This is a genomic window from Pseudoalteromonas lipolytica (genome assembly GCF_900116435.1).
Lineage (GTDB): Bacteria > Pseudomonadota > Gammaproteobacteria > Enterobacterales > Alteromonadaceae > Pseudoalteromonas > Pseudoalteromonas lipolytica.
In genome coordinates this window covers 79785-99113 of record NZ_FPAZ01000012.1, presented here as the reverse complement: position 1 = coordinate 99113, position 19329 = coordinate 79785, and the positions used below count along the sequence as shown (strand labels likewise).

General features: G+C 42.3%; 12 protein-coding genes. 3 read left to right on the top strand and 9 right to left on the bottom strand.

Going from position 1 to position 19329, the window contains the following annotated elements; translation table 11 throughout:
• Window positions 1-4: 4 nt before the first annotated feature.
• On the bottom strand, window positions 5-1438 hold the full coding sequence (ccoN, locus tag BM378_RS13715; protein ID WP_036967883.1) for a cytochrome-c oxidase, cbb3-type subunit I: 1434 nt from the start codon (window positions 1436-1438) through the stop codon (window positions 5-7).
• 343 nt (window positions 1439-1781) lie between these two features.
• Between ccoN and BM378_RS13710 the strand changes: the two genes are divergently transcribed.
• The 3 genes from BM378_RS13710 (at window position 1782) to BM378_RS13700 (ending at window position 6974) form a co-directional block, all read left to right on the top strand.
• Window positions 1782-2204, top strand: coding sequence for a hypothetical protein (locus BM378_RS13710; RefSeq protein ID WP_083202723.1), 423 nt, complete (start codon window positions 1782-1784; stop codon window positions 2202-2204).
• A 576-nt stretch (window positions 2205-2780) separates the two neighbouring features.
• Window positions 2781-5498, top strand: coding sequence for a TonB-dependent receptor plug domain-containing protein (locus BM378_RS13705; RefSeq protein WP_036967885.1), 2718 nt, complete (start codon window positions 2781-2783; stop codon window positions 5496-5498).
• A gap of 108 nt (window positions 5499-5606) precedes the next feature.
• Window positions 5607-6974, top strand: a complete 1368-nt coding sequence (locus tag BM378_RS13700; protein ID WP_036967889.1) for a hypothetical protein — start codon at window positions 5607-5609, stop codon at window positions 6972-6974.
• Window positions 6975-7000: 26 nt separating this feature from the next.
• On the opposite strand, the gene BM378_RS13695 is transcribed toward BM378_RS13700, so the two are convergent.
• The 8 genes from BM378_RS13695 to BM378_RS13660 form a co-directional block, all read right to left on the bottom strand.
• Window positions 7001-7264 carry a lipoprotein gene (locus tag BM378_RS13695; protein WP_036967891.1) on the bottom strand — a complete coding sequence of 88 codons (264 nt, stop codon included), beginning with the start codon at window positions 7262-7264 and terminating at the stop codon, window positions 7001-7003.
• Window positions 7265-7275: 11 nt separating this feature from the next.
• Window positions 7276-8109, bottom strand: coding sequence for a CsiV family protein (locus tag BM378_RS13690; protein WP_036967893.1), 834 nt, complete (start codon window positions 8107-8109; stop codon window positions 7276-7278).
• On the bottom strand, window positions 8109-11582 hold the full coding sequence (gene mfd / locus BM378_RS13685; RefSeq protein ID WP_074989404.1) for a transcription-repair coupling factor: 3474 nt from the start codon (window positions 11580-11582) through the stop codon (window positions 8109-8111). The genes BM378_RS13690 and mfd overlap by 1 nt, the downstream gene beginning before the upstream one ends.
• A 22-nt stretch (window positions 11583-11604) precedes the next feature.
• Complete coding sequence (locus tag BM378_RS13680) at window positions 11605-12498, bottom strand: carbon-nitrogen hydrolase (protein ID WP_036967897.1); 894 nt, start codon at window positions 12496-12498, stop codon at window positions 11605-11607.
• Window positions 12491-13549, bottom strand: a complete 1059-nt coding sequence (locus BM378_RS13675) for an agmatine deiminase family protein (protein WP_074989403.1) — start codon at window positions 13547-13549, stop codon at window positions 12491-12493. The genes BM378_RS13680 and BM378_RS13675 overlap by 8 nt, the downstream gene beginning before the upstream one ends.
• Window positions 13550-13633: 84 nt before the next feature.
• The gene (locus tag BM378_RS13670) at window positions 13634-14227 is read right to left on the bottom strand and encodes a hypothetical protein (protein WP_065978500.1); all 594 of its coding nucleotides are present in this window, start codon (window positions 14225-14227) and stop codon (window positions 13634-13636) included.
• 117 nt (window positions 14228-14344) lie between these two features.
• A complete protein-coding gene (locus BM378_RS13665; protein WP_036967904.1) occupies window positions 14345-17518 on the bottom strand; it encodes an efflux RND transporter permease subunit in 3174 nt (1057 codons plus the stop codon).
• A gap of 14 nt (window positions 17519-17532) precedes the next feature.
• Complete coding sequence (locus tag BM378_RS13660; protein ID WP_065978498.1) at window positions 17533-18738, bottom strand: efflux RND transporter periplasmic adaptor subunit; 1206 nt, start codon at window positions 18736-18738, stop codon at window positions 17533-17535.
• Window positions 18739-19329: the final 591 nt, after the last annotated feature.

Genomic DNA, 19329 nt, shown 5'->3' with positions numbered 1-19329 from the left:
TCCGTTATGCTAATTGTGCGTCAGCGTCTAATTGAAGCGAATCTTTCTTCGCAGCAATTGTACGGTAAACGTTGTAAGCCATAATTAGCATGCCCGTTACGATGAATACACCGCCAAGGAAACGCATGATGTAGAACGGATACGATGCTTCTAGTGATTGTACAAAGCTGTACATTAACGTACCGTCTGAGTTTACTGCACGCCACATAAGACCTTGCATTACACCTGAAATCCACATTGCTACGATATATAGAACAACCCCTACAGTGTGTAACCAGAAGTGTGTATTAACCAGTTTAACACTGTACATACGACCCTGAGAGAATAGTGCAGGGATTAAGTGATAAATTGCACCGATTGAAATCATCGCAACCCAACCTAGCGCACCTGAGTGAACGTGACCTACTGTCCAGTCTGTGTAATGTGAAAGTGCATTAACAGACTTAATAGCCATCATTGGACCTTCAAACGTAGACATACCGTAGAAAGACAGTGAAACAACTAAGAAGCGAAGTACTGGGTCAGTACGAAGTTTGTGCCATGCACCTGATAACGTCATGATACCGTTAATCATACCACCCCATGATGGGACGAATAAGATAACTGACATAACCATACCTAAGCTTTGCGTCCAGTCTGGAAGCGCAGTGTAGTGAAGGTGGTGAGGACCTGCCCAGATGTATAAAGAAACAAGCGCCCAGAAGTGAACAACCGATAGACGGTAAGAATATACAGGGCGACCTGCTTGTTTTGGTACGAAGTAGTACATCATACCTAAGAAACCAGCAGTTAATAAGAAGCCAACAGCATTATGACCGTACCACCACTGAACCATCGCATCTACTGCACCCGCATAAATAGAGTATGATTTAGTTAGTGACACTGGAATTGCCATGCTGTTTACAATGTGTAATACGGCAACAGTAATAATGAAACCAGCATAGAACCAGTTTGCAACATAAATGTGCGATACTTTACGTTTGATTAGCGTACCAAAGAATACAACGGCGTAGGTTACCCAAACTACCGCTATAAGAATATCAATTGGCCATTCAAGTTCTGCGTATTCTTTTGAGCTCGTGATACCTAACGGTAAGGTAATCGCGGCAAGTACGATAACAAGTTGCCAACCCCAAAAGGTAAAGGCCGCTAGTTTATCTGAGAAAAGACGCGTTTGACACGTACGTTGTACGACGTAATAAGACGTCGCAAAAAGTGCACTTGTACCAAATGCGAAAATTACTGCGTTCGTATGTAACGGACGTAGTCGAGAGTAAGTTAACCATGGTGTATCAAAGTTAAGTGCTGGCCAAGCTAATTGGGCAGCAATCAGAACCCCAACACTCATGCCAACGATGCCCCAAATCACTGTCATAATAGCGAATTGGCGTACAACTTTATAATTGTACTCAGTTTGTGATGCTACTGTTTGGCTCATTTTCTGGCTTCCGCTGCAATTAATGCGTTTTAGAAATGAATTACCCACTTAGTAATAAGTGGGGCCTACTATTACTTCACAAGCGTGTTACCCAAAGCTAGCTGTAGATGATAGCTTCAGAAAACAAACTCGAGAAACCCTTATTTTGCGATGGAAATGATAAAATTTTTGACCTTAAAAAGATAGGTCAATTGCATAAAATTATGACATCAATCAAATTTTCCCGCTTTGTTGGTTATTTTTTGTCAGTCATTGTATTTTTATTAACTTATTCTACTTAGCCTAGTTGTTTTTCATAGACGAGCGGACTAGTATCCGCTTTTATTTTATACAGGTAAGTTGAGTGCGAACTACAATAACCAGCTACATTTTGTTTTTGAGTGTTTTCATAGTTGCTTGTGACAGGCAAAGTATAGATGAGCCACAGACAAGTGCAACGTGCGAAAAAAATACACATTGTCAGTTTGCGAACGGTGTGGAAATTTGGTTGCCCAATTCAGTCATTAGCCCAGAAACTCCCTTTTCAATTAACCTTAAATTACCTCCAAATGCGTATAACGTTTCGGCAAAACTAGAAGGGGTTACGATGTATATGGGGTATATCCCTTTACAGTTTACCCAAAAAGGCAGTTATTGGTCGGCCCAGACGATGGTCGGAGTGTGCTCCGAACCTGTGATGACTTGGAAAATGACAGTCGTTTTTACCGATGCGCAAAACCGTCAACAGAGTGTTTTTTATTACTTTGACTCACGCCATGCTGTGTAAATAAGGTTGAGCATTAACAGCCTCCTCATTGCCTTATAATAGGTAATAGCTTTTTACGTTTGCCACTTTTCTTGAATAACACGCTCTCACTGCTTTTTTGCATGGAAATTTAATCCGTGTGAACAAAATACAAAAACCATCCTCTAATACCTTGTTTAAAAGCTAACTTTGCCAATTTAGTTATTTTTTGTGAATAACTATGGTTAGCAGACATATTGACCTATTACGGTTTTTATAACGTTGTGTGATCAACTTGTAAAATTTTCATTTAAAGACAAATATCCATCATGGTTACACTTGATTACAAAGTGTGTGTAATTGATTTCAATCGTGTTTTTTTTGTTTTAAACATTTTGTACCTGTTTGTTTTGTATTGGTTTTTTATTGTTAACATTGATACATAGTGAAATCTTATTACCTTAAATGGGTACGTAATTTTTGGGGTGTTTTTTATTTAATCTACCATTCAGTTTTCGTTCAGTTAACTGCGCCTAAGTTGCCCTCCGCTGACTCGTGATTCTAATAATAACGAGCGCTACCTAACTAAAGGTAAATTTCCAACAAGTAGGGTTTCACATGAAAAAATCAATTCTTGGTTTAGCTGTTGTTTCAGCAATCCCAATGTTCTCAAGCATGCAAGTTTTAGCTGCTGATGATGCAGCAGAATCTATCGAAAAGATTCAAGTTACGGGTTCTCGCATTAAGCGTTCAGATATGGAAAACGCAAGCCCAGTAACATTGATTGGCGCAGACGATATTAAAGCGATGGGTGCAACTAGCATCGATAGCGTATTACAAAAAATGACTGCCACTGGCGGTGCGATGACTAACCCAGGTATCAACAATGGTTCTGGTGGTAATGCACGTATCGATTTACGTGGTCTAGGTAGCAGCCGTACATTGGTTCTTGTTAACGGTCGCCGTATGATTGCATCGGGTACTGGTGCTGCTTCAACTGTCGACTTAAACACAATCCCTGTATCAATGATCAAATCAGTTGAAGTGCTTAAAGATGGTGCTTCTGCTGTTTATGGTACAGATGCGGTAGCAGGTGTTGTTAACATCATTCTAAAAGACGATTTTGAAGGTCTTGACATGAATGTTAACTCAGCTATCACTGGTGAAGGTGATGCAACTGAGAATTCATTTGACTTCACAGTTGGTTCATCATTCGACAAGGGTAATATTGTAATCGGGATGCAATATACAGACCGTGGTAAAGCGAAGCAATCAGACCGAGATTTTTCTTCTTGTCCAATCGCTGAAGGTGCTAATGGTTTAAATTGTAATGGTGGCTCACAATACAGTGAAGGCGGTCACATTTGGCAAGGTGGGGTCATCGGTGATGTAAACGATAAAGGTGAAACAGTCGATGCTGATGGTAAAAAAATTACTTCTAGCTTAGCGCCTAGCGATTATGGTTTAAGTGGTAAAGATGGCTTACACCCTTACAGTGATTCTGATCTTTATAACTTTGCACCTGACAGCTATTTGTATACGCCAATGGAGCGTTTAAACCTGACTGGTTTAGCACGATATGAACTATCTGATGACACAACATTGTTTTCAGAATTCACTTATACTAAACGTTGGTCAGAACAGCAAATGGCTGCTCAACCAGTATGGTTTGATTTCAAATATACTGAAAATATGGGTGACTCATTACTTGGTCAAACATATGTTGGTAAAGTAGATCGTGATGGTGACGGTATTGCAGATCGTGATGCTGATGGCAACTACATCACTGATACTCTGAACTACGCTTATGGCGATGATATTTCTTATGGTCGTCGCATGACTGATACAGGTGCACGTTACTTTGAGCAATCTGTAGACACTGTTCGTGCAGTAATTGGTGCCGAAGGTTTCATTGGTGATTATGCTTGGGATGTGTCTGCTAACTTTGGTCGTAATGACTCAGTTGACAAGCTAAGCAACCTTCACAACATGGGTGCTATTCAAGACCAAATCACTGAGGGGACTTTTAACCCATTAGATCAAGCTGCATGGGTATCTGAAGATTTCCGTAAAAATGTTTACACTGAAGTTAACAACGGTGGTAGCCAATTATTTATGCTATCAGCATCGATCTCAGGTGAAATGTTTGAATTACCAGCTGGTTTTGCTGCATTCGCTGCAGGTGTTGAACGCCGTCAAGAAAAAGCATGGTACACACCTGACTCACTTACAGCACAAGGTCTGGCTAATGATCCTCCAGTAGAGCCAACTTCAGGTGGTTTTGATGTTAATGAAGCGTATGTTGAATTTGCATTGCCACTTCTTTCTGAATTGCCATTTGCTCAATATGTTGAATTAAGTGCTGCAATTCGTGCGTTTGATTACAGCACATTTGGTTCAGATGAAACATGGAAACTAGGTTTAACCTGGAAAGCAAACGATGAATTAATGCTACGTAGCGTTGTGTCAACTGCGTTCCGTGCACCAACTGTTTCTGAGTTATATTCTGGTAATTCACCATCTTTCGAACGTATATCATACCCAGGTGCTCAAGACCAAGCTGAAGTAACTGTAGGTGGTAACTCTCTTCTTACTCCTGAAGAAGCAGATACGTTTACTGCAGGTATCGTTTACGAGCCTGAGTGGTTTGAAGGCTTCAGCATGACGCTTGATTACTACAAAATCGATATTGAAAATGCAATTGCGTCAGTTAATGAGCAGTATATTGTTGATCAATGTTTAGCTACTTCTGCAAATAGCGACACAGTATTATGTCAATCAGCAAACATCGGTATTGATAGTACTGGCCGTATTAGTTTTAACAATCAACTTCAAAATGTTGGTTCTGAAAAGACTTCAGGTGTTGACCTTAACTTAGCATACAGCTTTGAAGCTGCAGGCCTTAACTGGAAAGCAGGTTTAGACACAACATATTTAGATGAGTATGTTGTGACTGTATTAAATGACACCGTTGACTACGCTGGACTAATTACATCAAACATTGGTGGATATGCAGATATCAAATCTAACTTCACGCTAAATGTAGCGGGTGATAATTGGGATGCTCAATACCAAGCACGTTACATTGCAGGAATGGATAGCTATGCATGTGTTGGTAAAGATTCATGCTTAGCACCTACAACACCATCAGTTGTTTATCATGACATCAGTGGTTCATACTTACTATCTGATACAGTGACTTTATCTGCAGGTGTTAATAACTTGTTCGATAAAGAGCCACCTTACTACACAGGTAACAATGACTCAAACACTGACCCGTACACATACGATGTACTAGGTCGTCGTTTCCACGCTGGTGTGAACGTTAAGTTCTAATCTAGTTTGAAATGATTATTAAGGCCCGGTTTTTACTGGGCCTTTTTTATTGTCTGAAAAGCTATCTCGGCGTAAACTTACAGTGTAAAAGTAAACAACGAGGTGATATTGCTTAAACAAGACGAAAACCTATCTTTTATTATCGAACCTGAGCTAAGTCCCCGCGCAGAGCAGCGTCTCGATCTGTATTTTTCTATTCCAAATGAAATGAGTGTCAACCCGCAAACACTCAGTGAAGAAGCGTACTTCAACAACCACTTTAAGTCGCACCTAGCTTACAATGCGAACAATATTCACTTGCCACTGGTGCGAAGTCGGTTTGTGAGTAAAAACAAAGGTGAGCAACAAGATTATAGGCAAAACCTAAATTTATATTGTTATCAGGTTCGTCTAGCACTCAATGCCGATATTAAAGACACCCTAAAACATAACGAAGCTGACGAGTTTTACCCTGCGGCGATGGAGTTGTGTGAGCAAACTGAAGGGTTACTAAAAAAACTACGTCGTTATACCCCAGATGATGAAAAGTTGCTGCCATTTTATAAAAATGCCGATAACTATTTAAGCTGGCATGTTGAACAATCATTTTTAAAGTTATTAGACGAAGGGCCGCGCAGTAGCGATTTTGCAAAAGAGCGTGGTGAGTTGCTCGATTTCTGTAAAGCAGAAAACAGCTACCGAGAAGAACAAGAGTATAATTCGCAATCAACCCTTGAAGATGCAAACCGCATTACAAATAAAATGCGTTTATTACAACGCTTAATTGAGCATGGCGTTATCTTAAATCGCACCACACGCCATCTTAATAGTTATCTAAAGCGAATGGTTAAAGGCACTGTCACTGCCGTTATAATGGCTTTTGTGATGCTGGTTGTACTTAATGCACGCTCAACCTTTACTGAAGTAACAGCAACATTAATTTTGATTTTAGGGGTGATCTACGGGCTGCGTGAAATATTTAAAGAAGATATAACCCGTGTTATTTGGCGTGCCATTGTGAGAGGCCGGCCGAAATGGCGTTTTCAGTTTAAGAACAGTATTACAAAAGACAGGATCGCCAGTCAGTACATTTGGCTCGAATACACCTCGTTCAAGCGGATCCCAAAAAAAGTGCGTCAGATATTTTCTAAGCGTCGCCATCAAAATAAACAAGCAGCACAATGGTTACACTTTGCCAGTGAAACACACGTCAATGCAAAAGAGTTTTTGCCCGGGTATGATACGTTGCAACAAACTGTTAGCTTTAGCTTAGCGCCGTTTGCGCGTTACTTAAAACGTGGTGAGGGGAAACTCTATCATCTCGACAGTAATAAAATATCAAAGCAGGCAGTTGAGAGGCGTTACCAATTAAATTTGGTGTTAGTTTTTTCAGAAAATGAGCACGAAACTAGGTATGAACGCTACAAAATTACGTTAAATCGCAGCAAAATTATTAATATAGAGCTGATCCACAGTCAATTAGATAAGAGTGAGTAGGGTGGCTATATGCCACCCTTGCAGGATTATTTAGCGTCTAAACCTGTTTTACTATAAAGCGATACTTTATCTGAAACCAAAGTGATTTCGATATTTTTATCATTATCACCCCAGATACAGTTCGTATGCAGTGTTTTCTCTTCGCACTTATCAGCTGAACCTAAGATAGCTTCAACTTCTGCTTTATCCATACCGATTTTTATTTTTTCATAGTTCTCAAGGTTTACTTTAGAGCAGCCAGCTAATGTTAACACTGCAGCGGCAGCAGCAATTGCCATGTATTTTTTCATAATAGATTCCATTAATGGTTGTAGCGTCTTATTTGCACGATCATGCCCATACGAGGATGATCGAAATAATGTATTTCGTTGCTGATCACACGCTTAAATTGTGAAAAGCGGGCTTTTTCATAATCACCGGTTTCTAAACGTTGACTAATATCAAAATCAGCATTTATAAAAAGGTAATGACGAACGTAAATTTTCATTAAACCATCTAATTCCCAATCAGGCGTTTGTTGCAAACTCTCCGGAATATATTGCTCTGATGGAGTTACTAGGCTAATAAAGTCATTGTTATCTGGTTCAATAGCAGGTGAACTTGCTGCTAAATGTTTGCCTGCAAATAACCGAATACTTTGAGCGCGTGATTCACTCATTTCAGGAAAACGCCAACCGGTGTGTAATAACGGTGTCAAACCTTTTCTATCAAGCTGGTTTTTCTGTTCAGTAAATTGCAGTTGCTCAGGCGCCATTAAATAAATTTCGTCGGTGTCTTCACGTGGTTCGACAGGGGGAGAGACTGGTAATTCGTTGTAGCTTGCTAAAAAATCAACGCTGTCGTCACAGACATTCGAATGTGGGTTTGAATTAATCAATTCATCAGTAAATGACTGTGAACGAAAACGACTATCACCGTTAATACAAGCTTGTTTAGCGTGCGCTTTGTAGACAGGTGATAATAAGTCTTTCGAACGTTTTGCATTGATTTCATCATGTTTTAACGAGAAATCTTCTTGTAAGTAGGGCGCTGGACGTTGTTTATAAATAAGCACTTCTATTTCGAACCAGCGTGCTGCAAACGATGAGCTTGTAAATAAGCAACAAAGTAAAATAAAACTATTTCTAAACAACATTAATGGCTAACCTTTTTTTCGAAATCTGCAATCATTGCAGTGACCATTTTCAAGCGTTCACGAGGGTTCGCCTCGCTGATCGCAAAACGCAATTTATTTGCGCCGTCCATTTTATATATATGCGGAGCACTTTGTATCAAACCTATAATGAAGCTAGGGTTAACCTTTGTATGCTGGCTAAACTCAAAATAGCCGCCTTTCGGGTTTGCTTCAATCTTTTTGATGCCAATATTGCTGGCTTGCAATTTCAGTTGTTGCAAACTAAATAAGTTTTTAGTGGCATCTGGGAGTAAACCAAATCGGTCTATTAACTCGACCTGTAGCTCGTCCATGTCATTGAGATTAGCACAGCTTGCGATGCGTTTATAGATTCCTAAGCGTGCATTTACATCATGAATATAATCATCCGGTAATAAGGCTGGCAGTTTTAAATCAACCTCAGTCTGTTGACCTAGCAGGTTCTCCAGTGTTGGCTCTTTGCCTTCTTTTAGTGCGTTAACGGCCTGTTCAAGCATTTCCATATAAAGGCTAAAACCGATGCTCTGCATTTGCCCTGATTGATCATCACCGAGTAGCTCACCCGCGCCACGAATTTCTAAATCATGCGTCGCTAACGCAAAGCCTGCGCCTAAATCTTCTAAAGACTCGATGGCCTCAAGGCGTTTTACTGCATCTTTAGTTAATGACTTTGGATTGCCTGTTAATAAATACGCGTATGCTTGGTGGTGACTTCGACCAACGCGGCCGCGAAGCTGGTGCAGCTGAGCTAGGCCAAGCTTGTCGGCTCTATCCATTATGATGGTATTCGCAGTCGGAACATCAATGCCGGTTTCAATGATTGTTGTACACACAATCACATTGTATTTTTGGTGATAAAAATCACTCATGATTTGCTCAAGCTCGCGTTCACGCATTTGGCCGTGTGCAGTGGTAACGCTTGCTTCTGGTACCCACTCAGTAATTTCTTCAGCAACACGGTCGATAGTTTCAACATTATTGTGTAAGAAATAAACTTGGCCGCCGCGCTTAATTTCACGCAGAATAGCTTCGCGAATGAGCTCAGCATCACGTTGTCTTACAAAGGTTTTAACGGCCAATCGTTTAGCCGGTGGTGTGGCGATAATCGATAAGTCGCGCATGCCGCTCATTGCCATATTCAGTGTACGCGGAATCGGGGTGGCGGTGAGGGTTAAAATGTCGACATCGGCGCGCAGTGCTTTTATCTTTTCTTTTTGACGAACACCAAAGCGATGTTCTTCATCAACGATTAATAAGCCTAAGTCTTTAAATTTAATGTCTTGCTGAATTAATTTGTGTGTACCTATGACAATATCTAGCTTGCCTTCGGCCATTTTATCCAGTGTTTCTTTTTGTTCTTTTGTCGAATTAAAACGCGATAAAACACCGACTTCTATTGGCAAATCAGCGAAGCGATCTTTAAAGTTTTCAAAATGTTGCTGTGCAAGTAACGTGGTCGGGACTAGCACGGCGACTTGCTTGTTATCATTTACGGCAACGAAGGCAGCGCGCATGGCGACTTCTGTTTTACCAAAACCCACATCACCGCACACTAATCGGTCCATAGCCTGTTTACTTTGCATATCGCCTAGTACAGCTTCGATGGCGTTGCGTTGGTCGTCTGTTTCTTCAAATGGAAAGCTGTCGCTAAATTGGCGATAAGCACTGCCGTCAAGCTTAAACATATTGCCAGGTTTAGCTTGGCGTTTTGCGTAAATATCTAATAGCTCAGCAGCGACATCGCGTACTTTTTCTGCGGCGCGTTTTTTCGCTTTTTCCCATGCATCTGAACCCAGTTTATGAAGTGGGGCACTTGCTTCTTCTCCACCTGAATAACGGCTCAACATATGAAGTGCAGAAACGGGCACATAGAGTTTGGCTTCGTTTGCGTAGGTGATCGTAACAAACTCGGTAATCACCCCTGCAGCATCAATGGTTTCAAGACCTTGATAACGACCCACACCGTGATCAAGGTGCACAATTGGTTGACCTTGACGAAGTTCTGCCAGATTGCGAATTAATGCATCTTGGCTTGCTTCGTATTTATGTTTTCGGCGTCTGCGCTGAGACACCTTAATACCTAATAACTCTTGCTCTGTAATGATGGTTAAACGGGGTTTACCATCCAGTACCACACTTTGCTCAAGGGGCGAGACGATTAAACCCACATCACTAGAGCTTTGGGTAAAGTCGGTGAATGAATTAAATTCTTTAAACTTTAAACCACTTGGTTTTAACAGTGTCAGCAGCGATTCACGTCGTCCGTCAGACTCTACAGACAGTAGCACACGGCCTTTTTGTTTTTTTTCACTGGCAACATAGTCAATTAGGCCTTGATACGGCTCATGCAATTTATGATCAATACGTACATTGGGTAAATCGTTGCTGGCTAAATTTGTGTGTCCTGCTTTCGTACCAAGCTTTGCCTGTGATAAACGTATTCGCGCGTAGTGTGCAAACTCACCAAACAGTTCATTGACACTTTGATAAAGTTTTATAGGCTCAAGAAGCGGTCTAAGAGGGTCTACACGGCGGTTTTCATAGCGTACATTTACATCATGCCAAAACTGCTCAGCGGCATGCTCAATATCACCAAAGTGCATGAAAGTGGTATTGTTAGGAAGGTAATCGAAAATTGTCGCTAGTTGATCGAAAAACAGCGGCATGTAATATTCAATCCCCGCAGGCCAAGTGCCTTTGGTTACCTGCATGTAGATAGAATCTTGCTCGGAGCTGGCACCAAATTGTTCACGATAGTTAATTCTAAACCGTTCTATATCTGCATCGTTTGTCGGGAATTCGTGGGCCGGTAAGAGCTCTATTTTATCGACTTTTTCATCAGAACGTTGGCTTTCTACGTCAAACAAGCGGATGCTGTCTAGTTCATCGTCAAAAAAGTCTAATCTGAATGGGTGAGGACTCCCCATCGGGTATAAGTCAACAATTGAGCCACGTATTGCATATTCACCATGCTCCATCACTTGTTGAACATGTAAGTAGCCTGCTTGCTCAAGGTTATCACGTAGGGTGTGAGTATCTAGCGTGTCACCCACCGTAAAATTAAGGGTTGAACCATAGATAAATGACGCGGGAGCAGTGCGTAGCATCAAGGTCGACACGGGCACAATTAACACGCTTTGTTGTTCTTTTTTTAAGGTGTTAAGAGTGGCAAGACGCGCAGAGATAATATCCTGATGCGGTGAAAAATGATCATAAGGTAACGTTTCCCAGTCAGGGAAGACCATGACTGGGTTTTCAGGTAATAAAAATTCGAGTTCAGTTTCAAGGCGAAGGGCGCTTGGTGTATCTGGGGTGACAATCACAACAAGTTCGTTATGTTGTTTCACACCTTCGGCTATTGCGATACTCAGCCCGCTGCCGGTTAGTTGTCCCCAGTGAATTTTATCTTTCTCAGATTTTACCCAAGGCAATGCTGCCCATTGCGCAAACGCCATTTACTACTCCTTTAAACTGTGTTTAGTCTCGATAAATTTTTGTTAGATCCTGATAGTGGTCGATGCGACGATCACGTAGGTATGGCCAAATACGGCGAATGTTTTCGCTGCGTTGTTGGTCAAGTTCAACAACAAGTAACTGCTCGTCGCTGTTATTTGCGTGTGCAAGGATTTCACCTTGAGGGCCTGCGATAAACGAATTACCCCAAAACTGAATACCCTCGCTTTGCGCACTTGGATCACTTTCATGACCAACGCGGTTACAGCTAATAACGGGCACACCATTGGCAACAGCATGCGCACGCTGTGAAATAACCCAGGCGTCTTTTTGACGCGTTTGCTCGTCTTTATCATCACGAGGATCCCAGCCGATGGCTGTTGGGTAAATTAAGATTTCAGCTCCCGCCATCGCCATTAAGCGTGCGGCTTCAGGGAACCATTGATCCCAACATACTAGCACACCGAGTTTACCCACTGAGGTTTGAATTGGTTGAAACCCTAAATCCCCCGGTGTGAAGTAAAACTTCTCGTAAAACCCCGGATCATCCGGAATATGCATTTTACGGTATTTACCCGCAATGCTGCCGTCTGTTTCAAGTACAACGGCGGTGTTATGGTAAAGGCCTGTGGCACGCTTTTCGAATAATGATGACACGATCACCACATTTAACTCTTTTGCCAGCGCACCCAGTGTGTCTGTACTTGGGCCTGGAATTGTTTCTGCTAAATCGAAAACATCAACGTCTTCTGTTTGGCAGAAATATAAACTGCGGTGTAGTTCTTGAAGAACAACCAGTTTAGCGCCTTGGCTTGCTGCATCACGAATGCCTGCAATTGATTTTGCCATATTTTCTTGGGCGTTATCAGAATTAGATTGCTGAACAAGGGCAACCTTTAAATGCGTTGGTTTAGTCATTGTTTGCTCCTGCTAAAAAGCCGCGCGGTAATTGCATCGTAATGCAGTGTAAACTGCCAAACTGATGGATAATTGGTAAACAGTTAATACCCAGTACGGTGTGTTCTGGGTAGGCCATTGCAATTTGAGCTAATGCCAGTGAGTCATGTTCATCACCGTAAATTGGCACAAGCACTGTTTTATTGATGATTAAATAATTGGCATAAGTGGCGGGTAATCTGTCACCGTCATTGTTAAACACCGCTTTAGGCCAAGGAAGAGCGATAAGCCTGTAATCTTCACCTTGGTGTGTTTTAAACGTGTGTAACTGTTTTTCCATCGCGTCTAATGCAGCAAAATGCTCATCATTTTCGTCATCACACTTAACGTATACAAGCGTATTGTTTGGTGCAAAACGCACTAACGTATCAATGTGGCTGTCTGTGTCATCACCCGCTAAATAGCCGTGATCAACCCATAAAAACGATTCGGCACCTAATTGTTCTTTAAGGATTTGCTCGATGTCTGTTTTAGATAACAATGGATTACGATTCGGGTTTAACAAACATTCACTGGTCGTCAACAGCACTCCATGCTCATTAATTTCAACGCCGCCACCTTCAAGCACTAAATCACTTTGCTGATAAGCCGTGTTTGGGTTTGCTAGTTGTTTGACGAGCACTTGATTAATATGGTTATCAAGCTGGCTTTCGAATTTATTACCCCAGCCATTAAAAATAAAATCCATGATTTTTAAATCAGCTGCGTTATCAAGGTTCGCACAGGTTAACGGTCCATGGTCGCGAGCCCATGTATCGTTGCACGGGGTAACGACAAAGTGAATACGGTGTGCATCAACACCCGCGTCGGCCAGTAGGGCACTTATGTGGTTTTTAAGTGCGTCGTTATGAGCGACAATCACCACATCTTGTTGTTGGCTAATTGCTTGACATAGGGCGACGTAAACGGGTTCTACAACCGTTAAAATTGCAGCCCAATCGGTATCTTGGTGCGGCCAAGTGAGCATTACAGCGTCTTGCTCAGCCCATTCAGGTAAAAGTCTAAATTTCATGAAGGTATTAAACAAACAAAGGTGGGGCTAGTTTAGCATTTTAGCCATAGATGTCAGCTTTTTGTGCGCGATAAAGCAGGATTTTTAACTGCTTTGCGACGTGTTTTCTTGTTGACGTTTTTTAAGCTGGCGAGTTTGTGCATGTAATGCTGCCCGAACGACTAAATCTTGGTCTGCATCGCGAATGGCAGTGAATAATAAAGTGTATTGGTATTTATCATCATCGCGCTTTTCAATCGCAACTAATTCGGTATAACAATATATCGCTGATGCTTCATGCTGCAAAAATAGTTTGGTTCTAAACGTTTGCCCTAATTCGTATACCTCAGTCGATGTGAGTTTTACGCCACCGCCACCATAACTATCACAATAATTTGCGTTATCTTCGGGCTGTTCAGAGGCCAGAATGTGGCTCATAATCAAGTCTATTTTACGTGATTGAGCTTGTAAAAATATGGCCAGCTCTTGAGCTATGTCACCTAAATTACGCAGTGGGCGTAATGTACTTTGCTCAAGTTCATTCACTTCATTTGCAAGCTTAAATAGGGCGGGAATATCGGCTTCAAGTTCAGCATGCGTTTTCGGCACAACATGTGGCTCAACAGCGTATAAGTTCACGCGGTTGCTTTCTTCTATCTGAAAGTATTGCTCAAATTCGCTTAATTTTTGATTGTTCATGCTGTACTCCACACATATTTAGTTAATATTAGCGCCGCAAAGCACAAATTACCAGTAATGAAATACTGACAAATGACTTATAAAAAAAGGGCAAACTTATTGTTTGCCCTTCGTTTTTTATAAGTTGCCTTCTTGCGTATCGACATGCTCTTGCTTATGGTGCGCAGCAATTTCATCAGCCAGCTCTTGCCTTGAACGTTTTTCAGTTAACTTACGCTCAGTCAGCCAATAAAAGAACAGCGGTACAAAGAACACAGCGAGGAAGGTTGCCGCCATCATGCCGCCCATTACGCCTGTACCAACGCTGTGACGGGCTCCAGCACCCGCACCTGAGCTTAACACCAATGGTACAACACCCAATATAAAGGCTAATGAGGTCATAATAATGGGTCTAAAACGTAAGCGAGCTGCTTCCAATGCAGCAGTACTTGCGCTCCACCCTTGTTGATGTTTCATTAGCGCATACTCAACGATTAATATGGCATTTTTACTCGCTAAACCGAGTAGGGTGACTAAGCCAATTTGGAAATAAACGTCGTTAGTCATGCCTACCAGCCAAACAGCAATCAATGCACCAAACGTACCAAAGGGTAATGCTAGCATCACTGAAAGCGGTAATGACCAACGTTCATACAATGCTGCCAGAATTAAAAACACCATGATCACAGCAAGCCCTAGTGCAATACCCGTTGTCCCTGAACTGCGTTTTTCTTGGTACGCAGACCCTGTCCATTCGTAGGTCATGTTTGGGGGAAGCACCGCGTTTGCGATCCGTTCTACTTCGGCAATTGCTTGGCCTGAGCTATAACCTGGTGCTGCATTACCCATTAGTTTTACGGCTGGTAAGTTATTGTAGCGGTTTAAGTTCTCAGGGCCTCGGCTGTACTCAATCGTTGTAAACGCTGACAAGGGCACCATATTGCCTAGGTTGTTTTTAACATAGATACGTTTGATGTCATCAGGTTTCATTCTAAATTCAGCATCCGCAGACATAAGCACTTGCCATGCACGGCCAAACTTATTGAAGTCGTTTACATAATAGGTGCCTAGGTTACCAGCCAGTGCGGTAAAGGCATCGTCTATTTCAACCCCCATTGCACGAGCTTGCTCGCGGTCAACATCAACACGCAGTTGCGGGGCATCTGGGCGCCACAGAGTTTGAAGGCCACTAATGATAGGGCTCTTTTGTGCTTCTGCTGTCATTAACTGCATCGCTTGTTGCAGTTTATCAGGGTCACTGTCGCCTTTGTTTTGAATATAAAACTCAAAACCCCCTGTATTTCCCAGACCAAAAATAGCGGGGGGATTAAAGGCAAGTACCAGCGCTTCTTTTATCCCGGCTGTTTTCATAAACAATTCTTGAACAAGCGCTTTCGTGTCGACTTCGCGTTCATCCCAATGTTTTTGAGTGACAAACAAGGTTGCAGCGCTGTTTTTATACCCGCCACCGATAAAGTCAAACCCCGTAAATGCCACGACGTTTTCGTTGGCAGGGTTTGATTGCACCGCTTTAACAACTTGTTGAGTAACGTGCTCTGTACGCTCAAGCGATGAACCATCAGGTAAGAAAATAGCCGAAATGTAATAGCCCTGATCTTCGTCTGGTACTAATGAACCGGGTGTGTTCTGCCACAGTCCGATTGTGGCAGCAATCATTGCTGTCATGAGTATTAAGCCGAGTAATCCACGACGCACCATAAATCCGACGGCACCAACATAACGGCTCGTAATTTTTGTGAAGGTTGCATTAAACCATAAGAAAAACCGCGCGGTTTGTTTATGCTCTTGTTTTAAGATTAGGACGCATAATGCAGGTGTCATGGTTAGCGCAACTACGCCCGATAAGCTCACCGCAATAGAGATGGTGATCGCAAATTGACGGAACAATTCACCGGTTAAGCCGCCTAAAAATGCAATAGGCACAAACACAGAACACAGCACTAAAACGATTGCAACAACAGGGCCACTGACCTCACGCATTGCTTTAATTGCCGCTTCGCGTGCACTTAAGTGTTCTTCGTGCATAATACGCTCAACGTTTTCGAGTACCACAATGGCATCATCAACCACGATACCTATCGAGAGCACCATACCAAATAACGTCAATGAGTTAATCGAATAGCCAAGCATGTACATGCCGGCAAATGTTCCAAGCAGAGACACAGGCACAGCAAGGGTGGGGATTAATGTTGCGCGCCAGTTTTGCAAAAATAAATACACCACCAAAAATACCAATACCATGGCTTCGAGCAGTGTTTTAACAACTTCACGAATTGAGACTTCAACAAAACGTGTCGTGTCGTAAGAAGTTAAATGTGAGAGACCGGTTGGAAACTGGCTTTTCATCTCTTCGATTACAGTATTTACTTCGTCTGCGACATCAAGTGCATTCGCGCCGGGTTGTAAGAAAATACCCAACAGGACCGCTTCTTTACCGTTGATTGTGCCTTTAAAGTTATAATCTTTGGACCCGAGCTCAACACGCGCGACATCCTTTAAGCGTAAGCTACTGCCATCTGGGTTTGAACGAATAATAATGTTTTCAAACTGTTCAGGCTCAGAGAGTCGGCCTTGTGCCGTTACACTATAAACAAGCTCTTGTGGTGAGGATGCAGTGGGGGTAGCGCCAATTTTACCTGCGGCATATTGGGAGTTTTGAACGCGAATCGCTCCGGCCACCTCTTCGACAGTCACGCCTAATTGACTCATAACATCAGGACGCAACCAAATGCGCATAGCGTAGTCCTTGGCACCAAAAATCTGCACACTCGTAGTGCCTGGAATACGTTTTACACGGTCTAGCACGTTCATGGTGACATAGTTTGATGTCCATAAACTTGAGCGAGAACCATCCGGTGAATAAAAGGCATGCACTTGTAAAAAGCTGGATGAGCCTTTTTGAACAACCACACCTTGACGGCGTGTTTCTTCTGGTAAACGCGCTTCAACTTGTTTAACACGGTTGTTCACATTTACTGCGGCTTGGTCTACGTCTGTGCCAATTTCAAACGTGACTTCAATAGTGGTTGAACCCGCACTCGTCGAGGTTGATGACATATACATCATGCCTTCAACACCGGTGATCGCATTTTCAATTGGGGCAGCAACTGTTTGCTCAAGTACGTCTGCAGACGCACCTGGGTATGCAGCTGTTACTTGAACGACTGGGGGCGCAATTTCAGGGTATTGGGCAATGGGTAAACTGCGCATGGCAGCAAGACCTGCCAAAACGATGACAATAGATATAACAAACGCAAAAATAGGTCTGTCTATAAAATAACGAGAAAACATAAGACTCCCTGTGTTTATTCTGCGTGGTTTGAGTTTGCAGCCGATTGGCCAACATTCACTGGCATACCAGGGAAGAAAATACGCGCCATTCCATCAACTATCACGTTATCGCCTTCTTTTAGGCCACTTTTAATCAGCCAAAAGTTCTGATATTGCTCGTTATTTGGTTGTTTAACCCATTCTCCTACCGTTACGGGAGCCGGCAGGGCAACATCCATGCCTTGCTCATTTTTACTGACAACGTACACAAACTTACCGGTGCCGTTATCCAGTACAGCACGCTGTGGCACAATGATCGCATTTTTACGCACAGCACCACTTAACTCAATACGGACGAATTGACCAGGACGTAATTGAAAATCAGGGTTTGGAATAATCGCTTGAAATTCACTGGTGCCTGTATTTGGGTTAATACGCACATCTGAGAAGTTAACTTCACCTGTTTTGCCGTACACAGAGCCGTCTTGAAGTTTAATTTTTGTTTGCCAATGGCCTTGTTCAGGTAAGGTTAGAGAGCCATTTTGAACATCTTGACGCATTTGTAACTGCTCTCGCTCAGATAAACCAAAGCGGATACGGATTGGATCAAACTGTGTCATTTGTGTAAGCAATAAATCGGGTCCCGATACAAAGGTCCCTTCTGAGACAAATTCACGACCCATTACACCGGCAACCGGGGCTTTAACTTGTGCATATTCAAGGTTCAACTGCGCTTGTTTTAGGGCAACTTTCGCCGCCTCGAGATCTGTTTTTGCAATGTCGTAGGCTGAACTCGCATTATCGTAATCGCGTTGCGACACAGATTTTTCTGCGCGTAATTTAGCTAAACGTTTTACATCTCTGTTAGCTTGTACTAACGCTGCATTGGCTCCATCAAGTGCAGCTTGAGCACGGTCAACCGCTAATTGATAAGGTTCAAGGTCGATAGTAAATAAAGAGTGGCCTTGTTCAACACGTTGACCTTCTTCAAAATTACGTGATTCAAGAATACCCGCAACGCGAGCACGAACTTCGACTTCTTTTGAACCAGACAACGTAGCAGGTAATTCGATAGTAAAGGGGGCATCTTGCGGTGTCATTGTCATAGTTGCTACCGCGGCAGGGTGCATTTGACCTTGTTGCTGCTGAGGTGCTTCTGAGCAACCTTGTAATAGTAAAGGTGCAGTTACAAAAAACAACGCAGATAATGATAATTTGGCAGACGCGAAAGGCAGGCGCATGTTTACTCCACAGTCCAATTGTTAAGTAGGTAAGCATAGAAAATAGCCTATACACTATCGAAAGGCGATACTATGCAGAAATTAAGCGCGTTTAGTTTATACCCAAATTAGCGAAAGGTACACCCTTTAGTTTACTTTTTACAGGTGAGATAAGCAGAGAATTAAATGCTATCTTCACAAAGAGATAGCGCACATACAGTGTACTCTAATTGCGGGTTAGTGTTTAAATAATTTAGCCAGTTCACCTATACCAATTTGCTTAATGAAGTGAGCTATTTCAAGGCGATAAACGTCGTTGCTAACGAGGCAAAAATGTCGTTATTTAGGTGTTCTCGGCAATTGCTCTTACATTGCTCTACCACCTGCATCCATGCAGGCGTAAATCAGACATGTTTAGCGCAGGTAGCGACAGGTCTCTCCCTCAAAATGATTCAGTATTATGACAGATTAGTATAATTGTATTGACTTGATAGTTCGGTTTTTTGCCTGTCGGCACAGTGGCTCACAGGAGGCTATATTAAGTTGTTTTGTAGTTTAGCGACTCGTAAAAACAGACTTTGTATGAGTTTATGAAATCTTTGTTTACGTGAG

Excerpts from the sequence above, each read along its gene's own strand:
- ccoN (WP_036967883.1), bottom strand. The coding sequence starts at position 1,438 with ATGAGCCAAACAGTAGCATCACAAACTGAGTACAATTATAAAGTTGTA.
- BM378_RS13705 (WP_036967885.1), top strand. The coding sequence starts at position 2,781 with ATGAAAAAATCAATTCTTGGTTTAGCTGTTGTTTCAGCAATCCCAATG.
- BM378_RS13695 (WP_036967891.1), bottom strand. The coding sequence starts at position 7,264 with ATGAAAAAATACATGGCAATTGCTGCTGCCGCTGCAGTGTTAACATTA.
- BM378_RS13690 (WP_036967893.1), bottom strand. The coding sequence starts at position 8,109 with ATGTTGTTTAGAAATAGTTTTATTTTACTTTGTTGCTTATTTACAAGC.
- mfd (WP_074989404.1), bottom strand. The coding sequence starts at position 11,582 with ATGGCGTTTGCGCAATGGGCAGCATTGCCTTGGGTAAAATCTGAGAAA.
- BM378_RS13680 (WP_036967897.1), bottom strand. The coding sequence starts at position 12,498 with ATGACTAAACCAACGCATTTAAAGGTTGCCCTTGTTCAGCAATCTAAT.
- BM378_RS13675 (WP_074989403.1), bottom strand. The coding sequence starts at position 13,549 with ATGAAATTTAGACTTTTACCTGAATGGGCTGAGCAAGACGCTGTAATG.
- BM378_RS13670 (WP_065978500.1), bottom strand. The coding sequence starts at position 14,227 with ATGAACAATCAAAAATTAAGCGAATTTGAGCAATACTTTCAGATAGAA.
- BM378_RS13665 (WP_036967904.1), bottom strand. The coding sequence starts at position 17,518 with ATGTTTTCTCGTTATTTTATAGACAGACCTATTTTTGCGTTTGTTATA.
- BM378_RS13660 (WP_065978498.1), bottom strand. The coding sequence starts at position 18,738 with ATGCGCCTGCCTTTCGCGTCTGCCAAATTATCATTATCTGCGTTGTTT.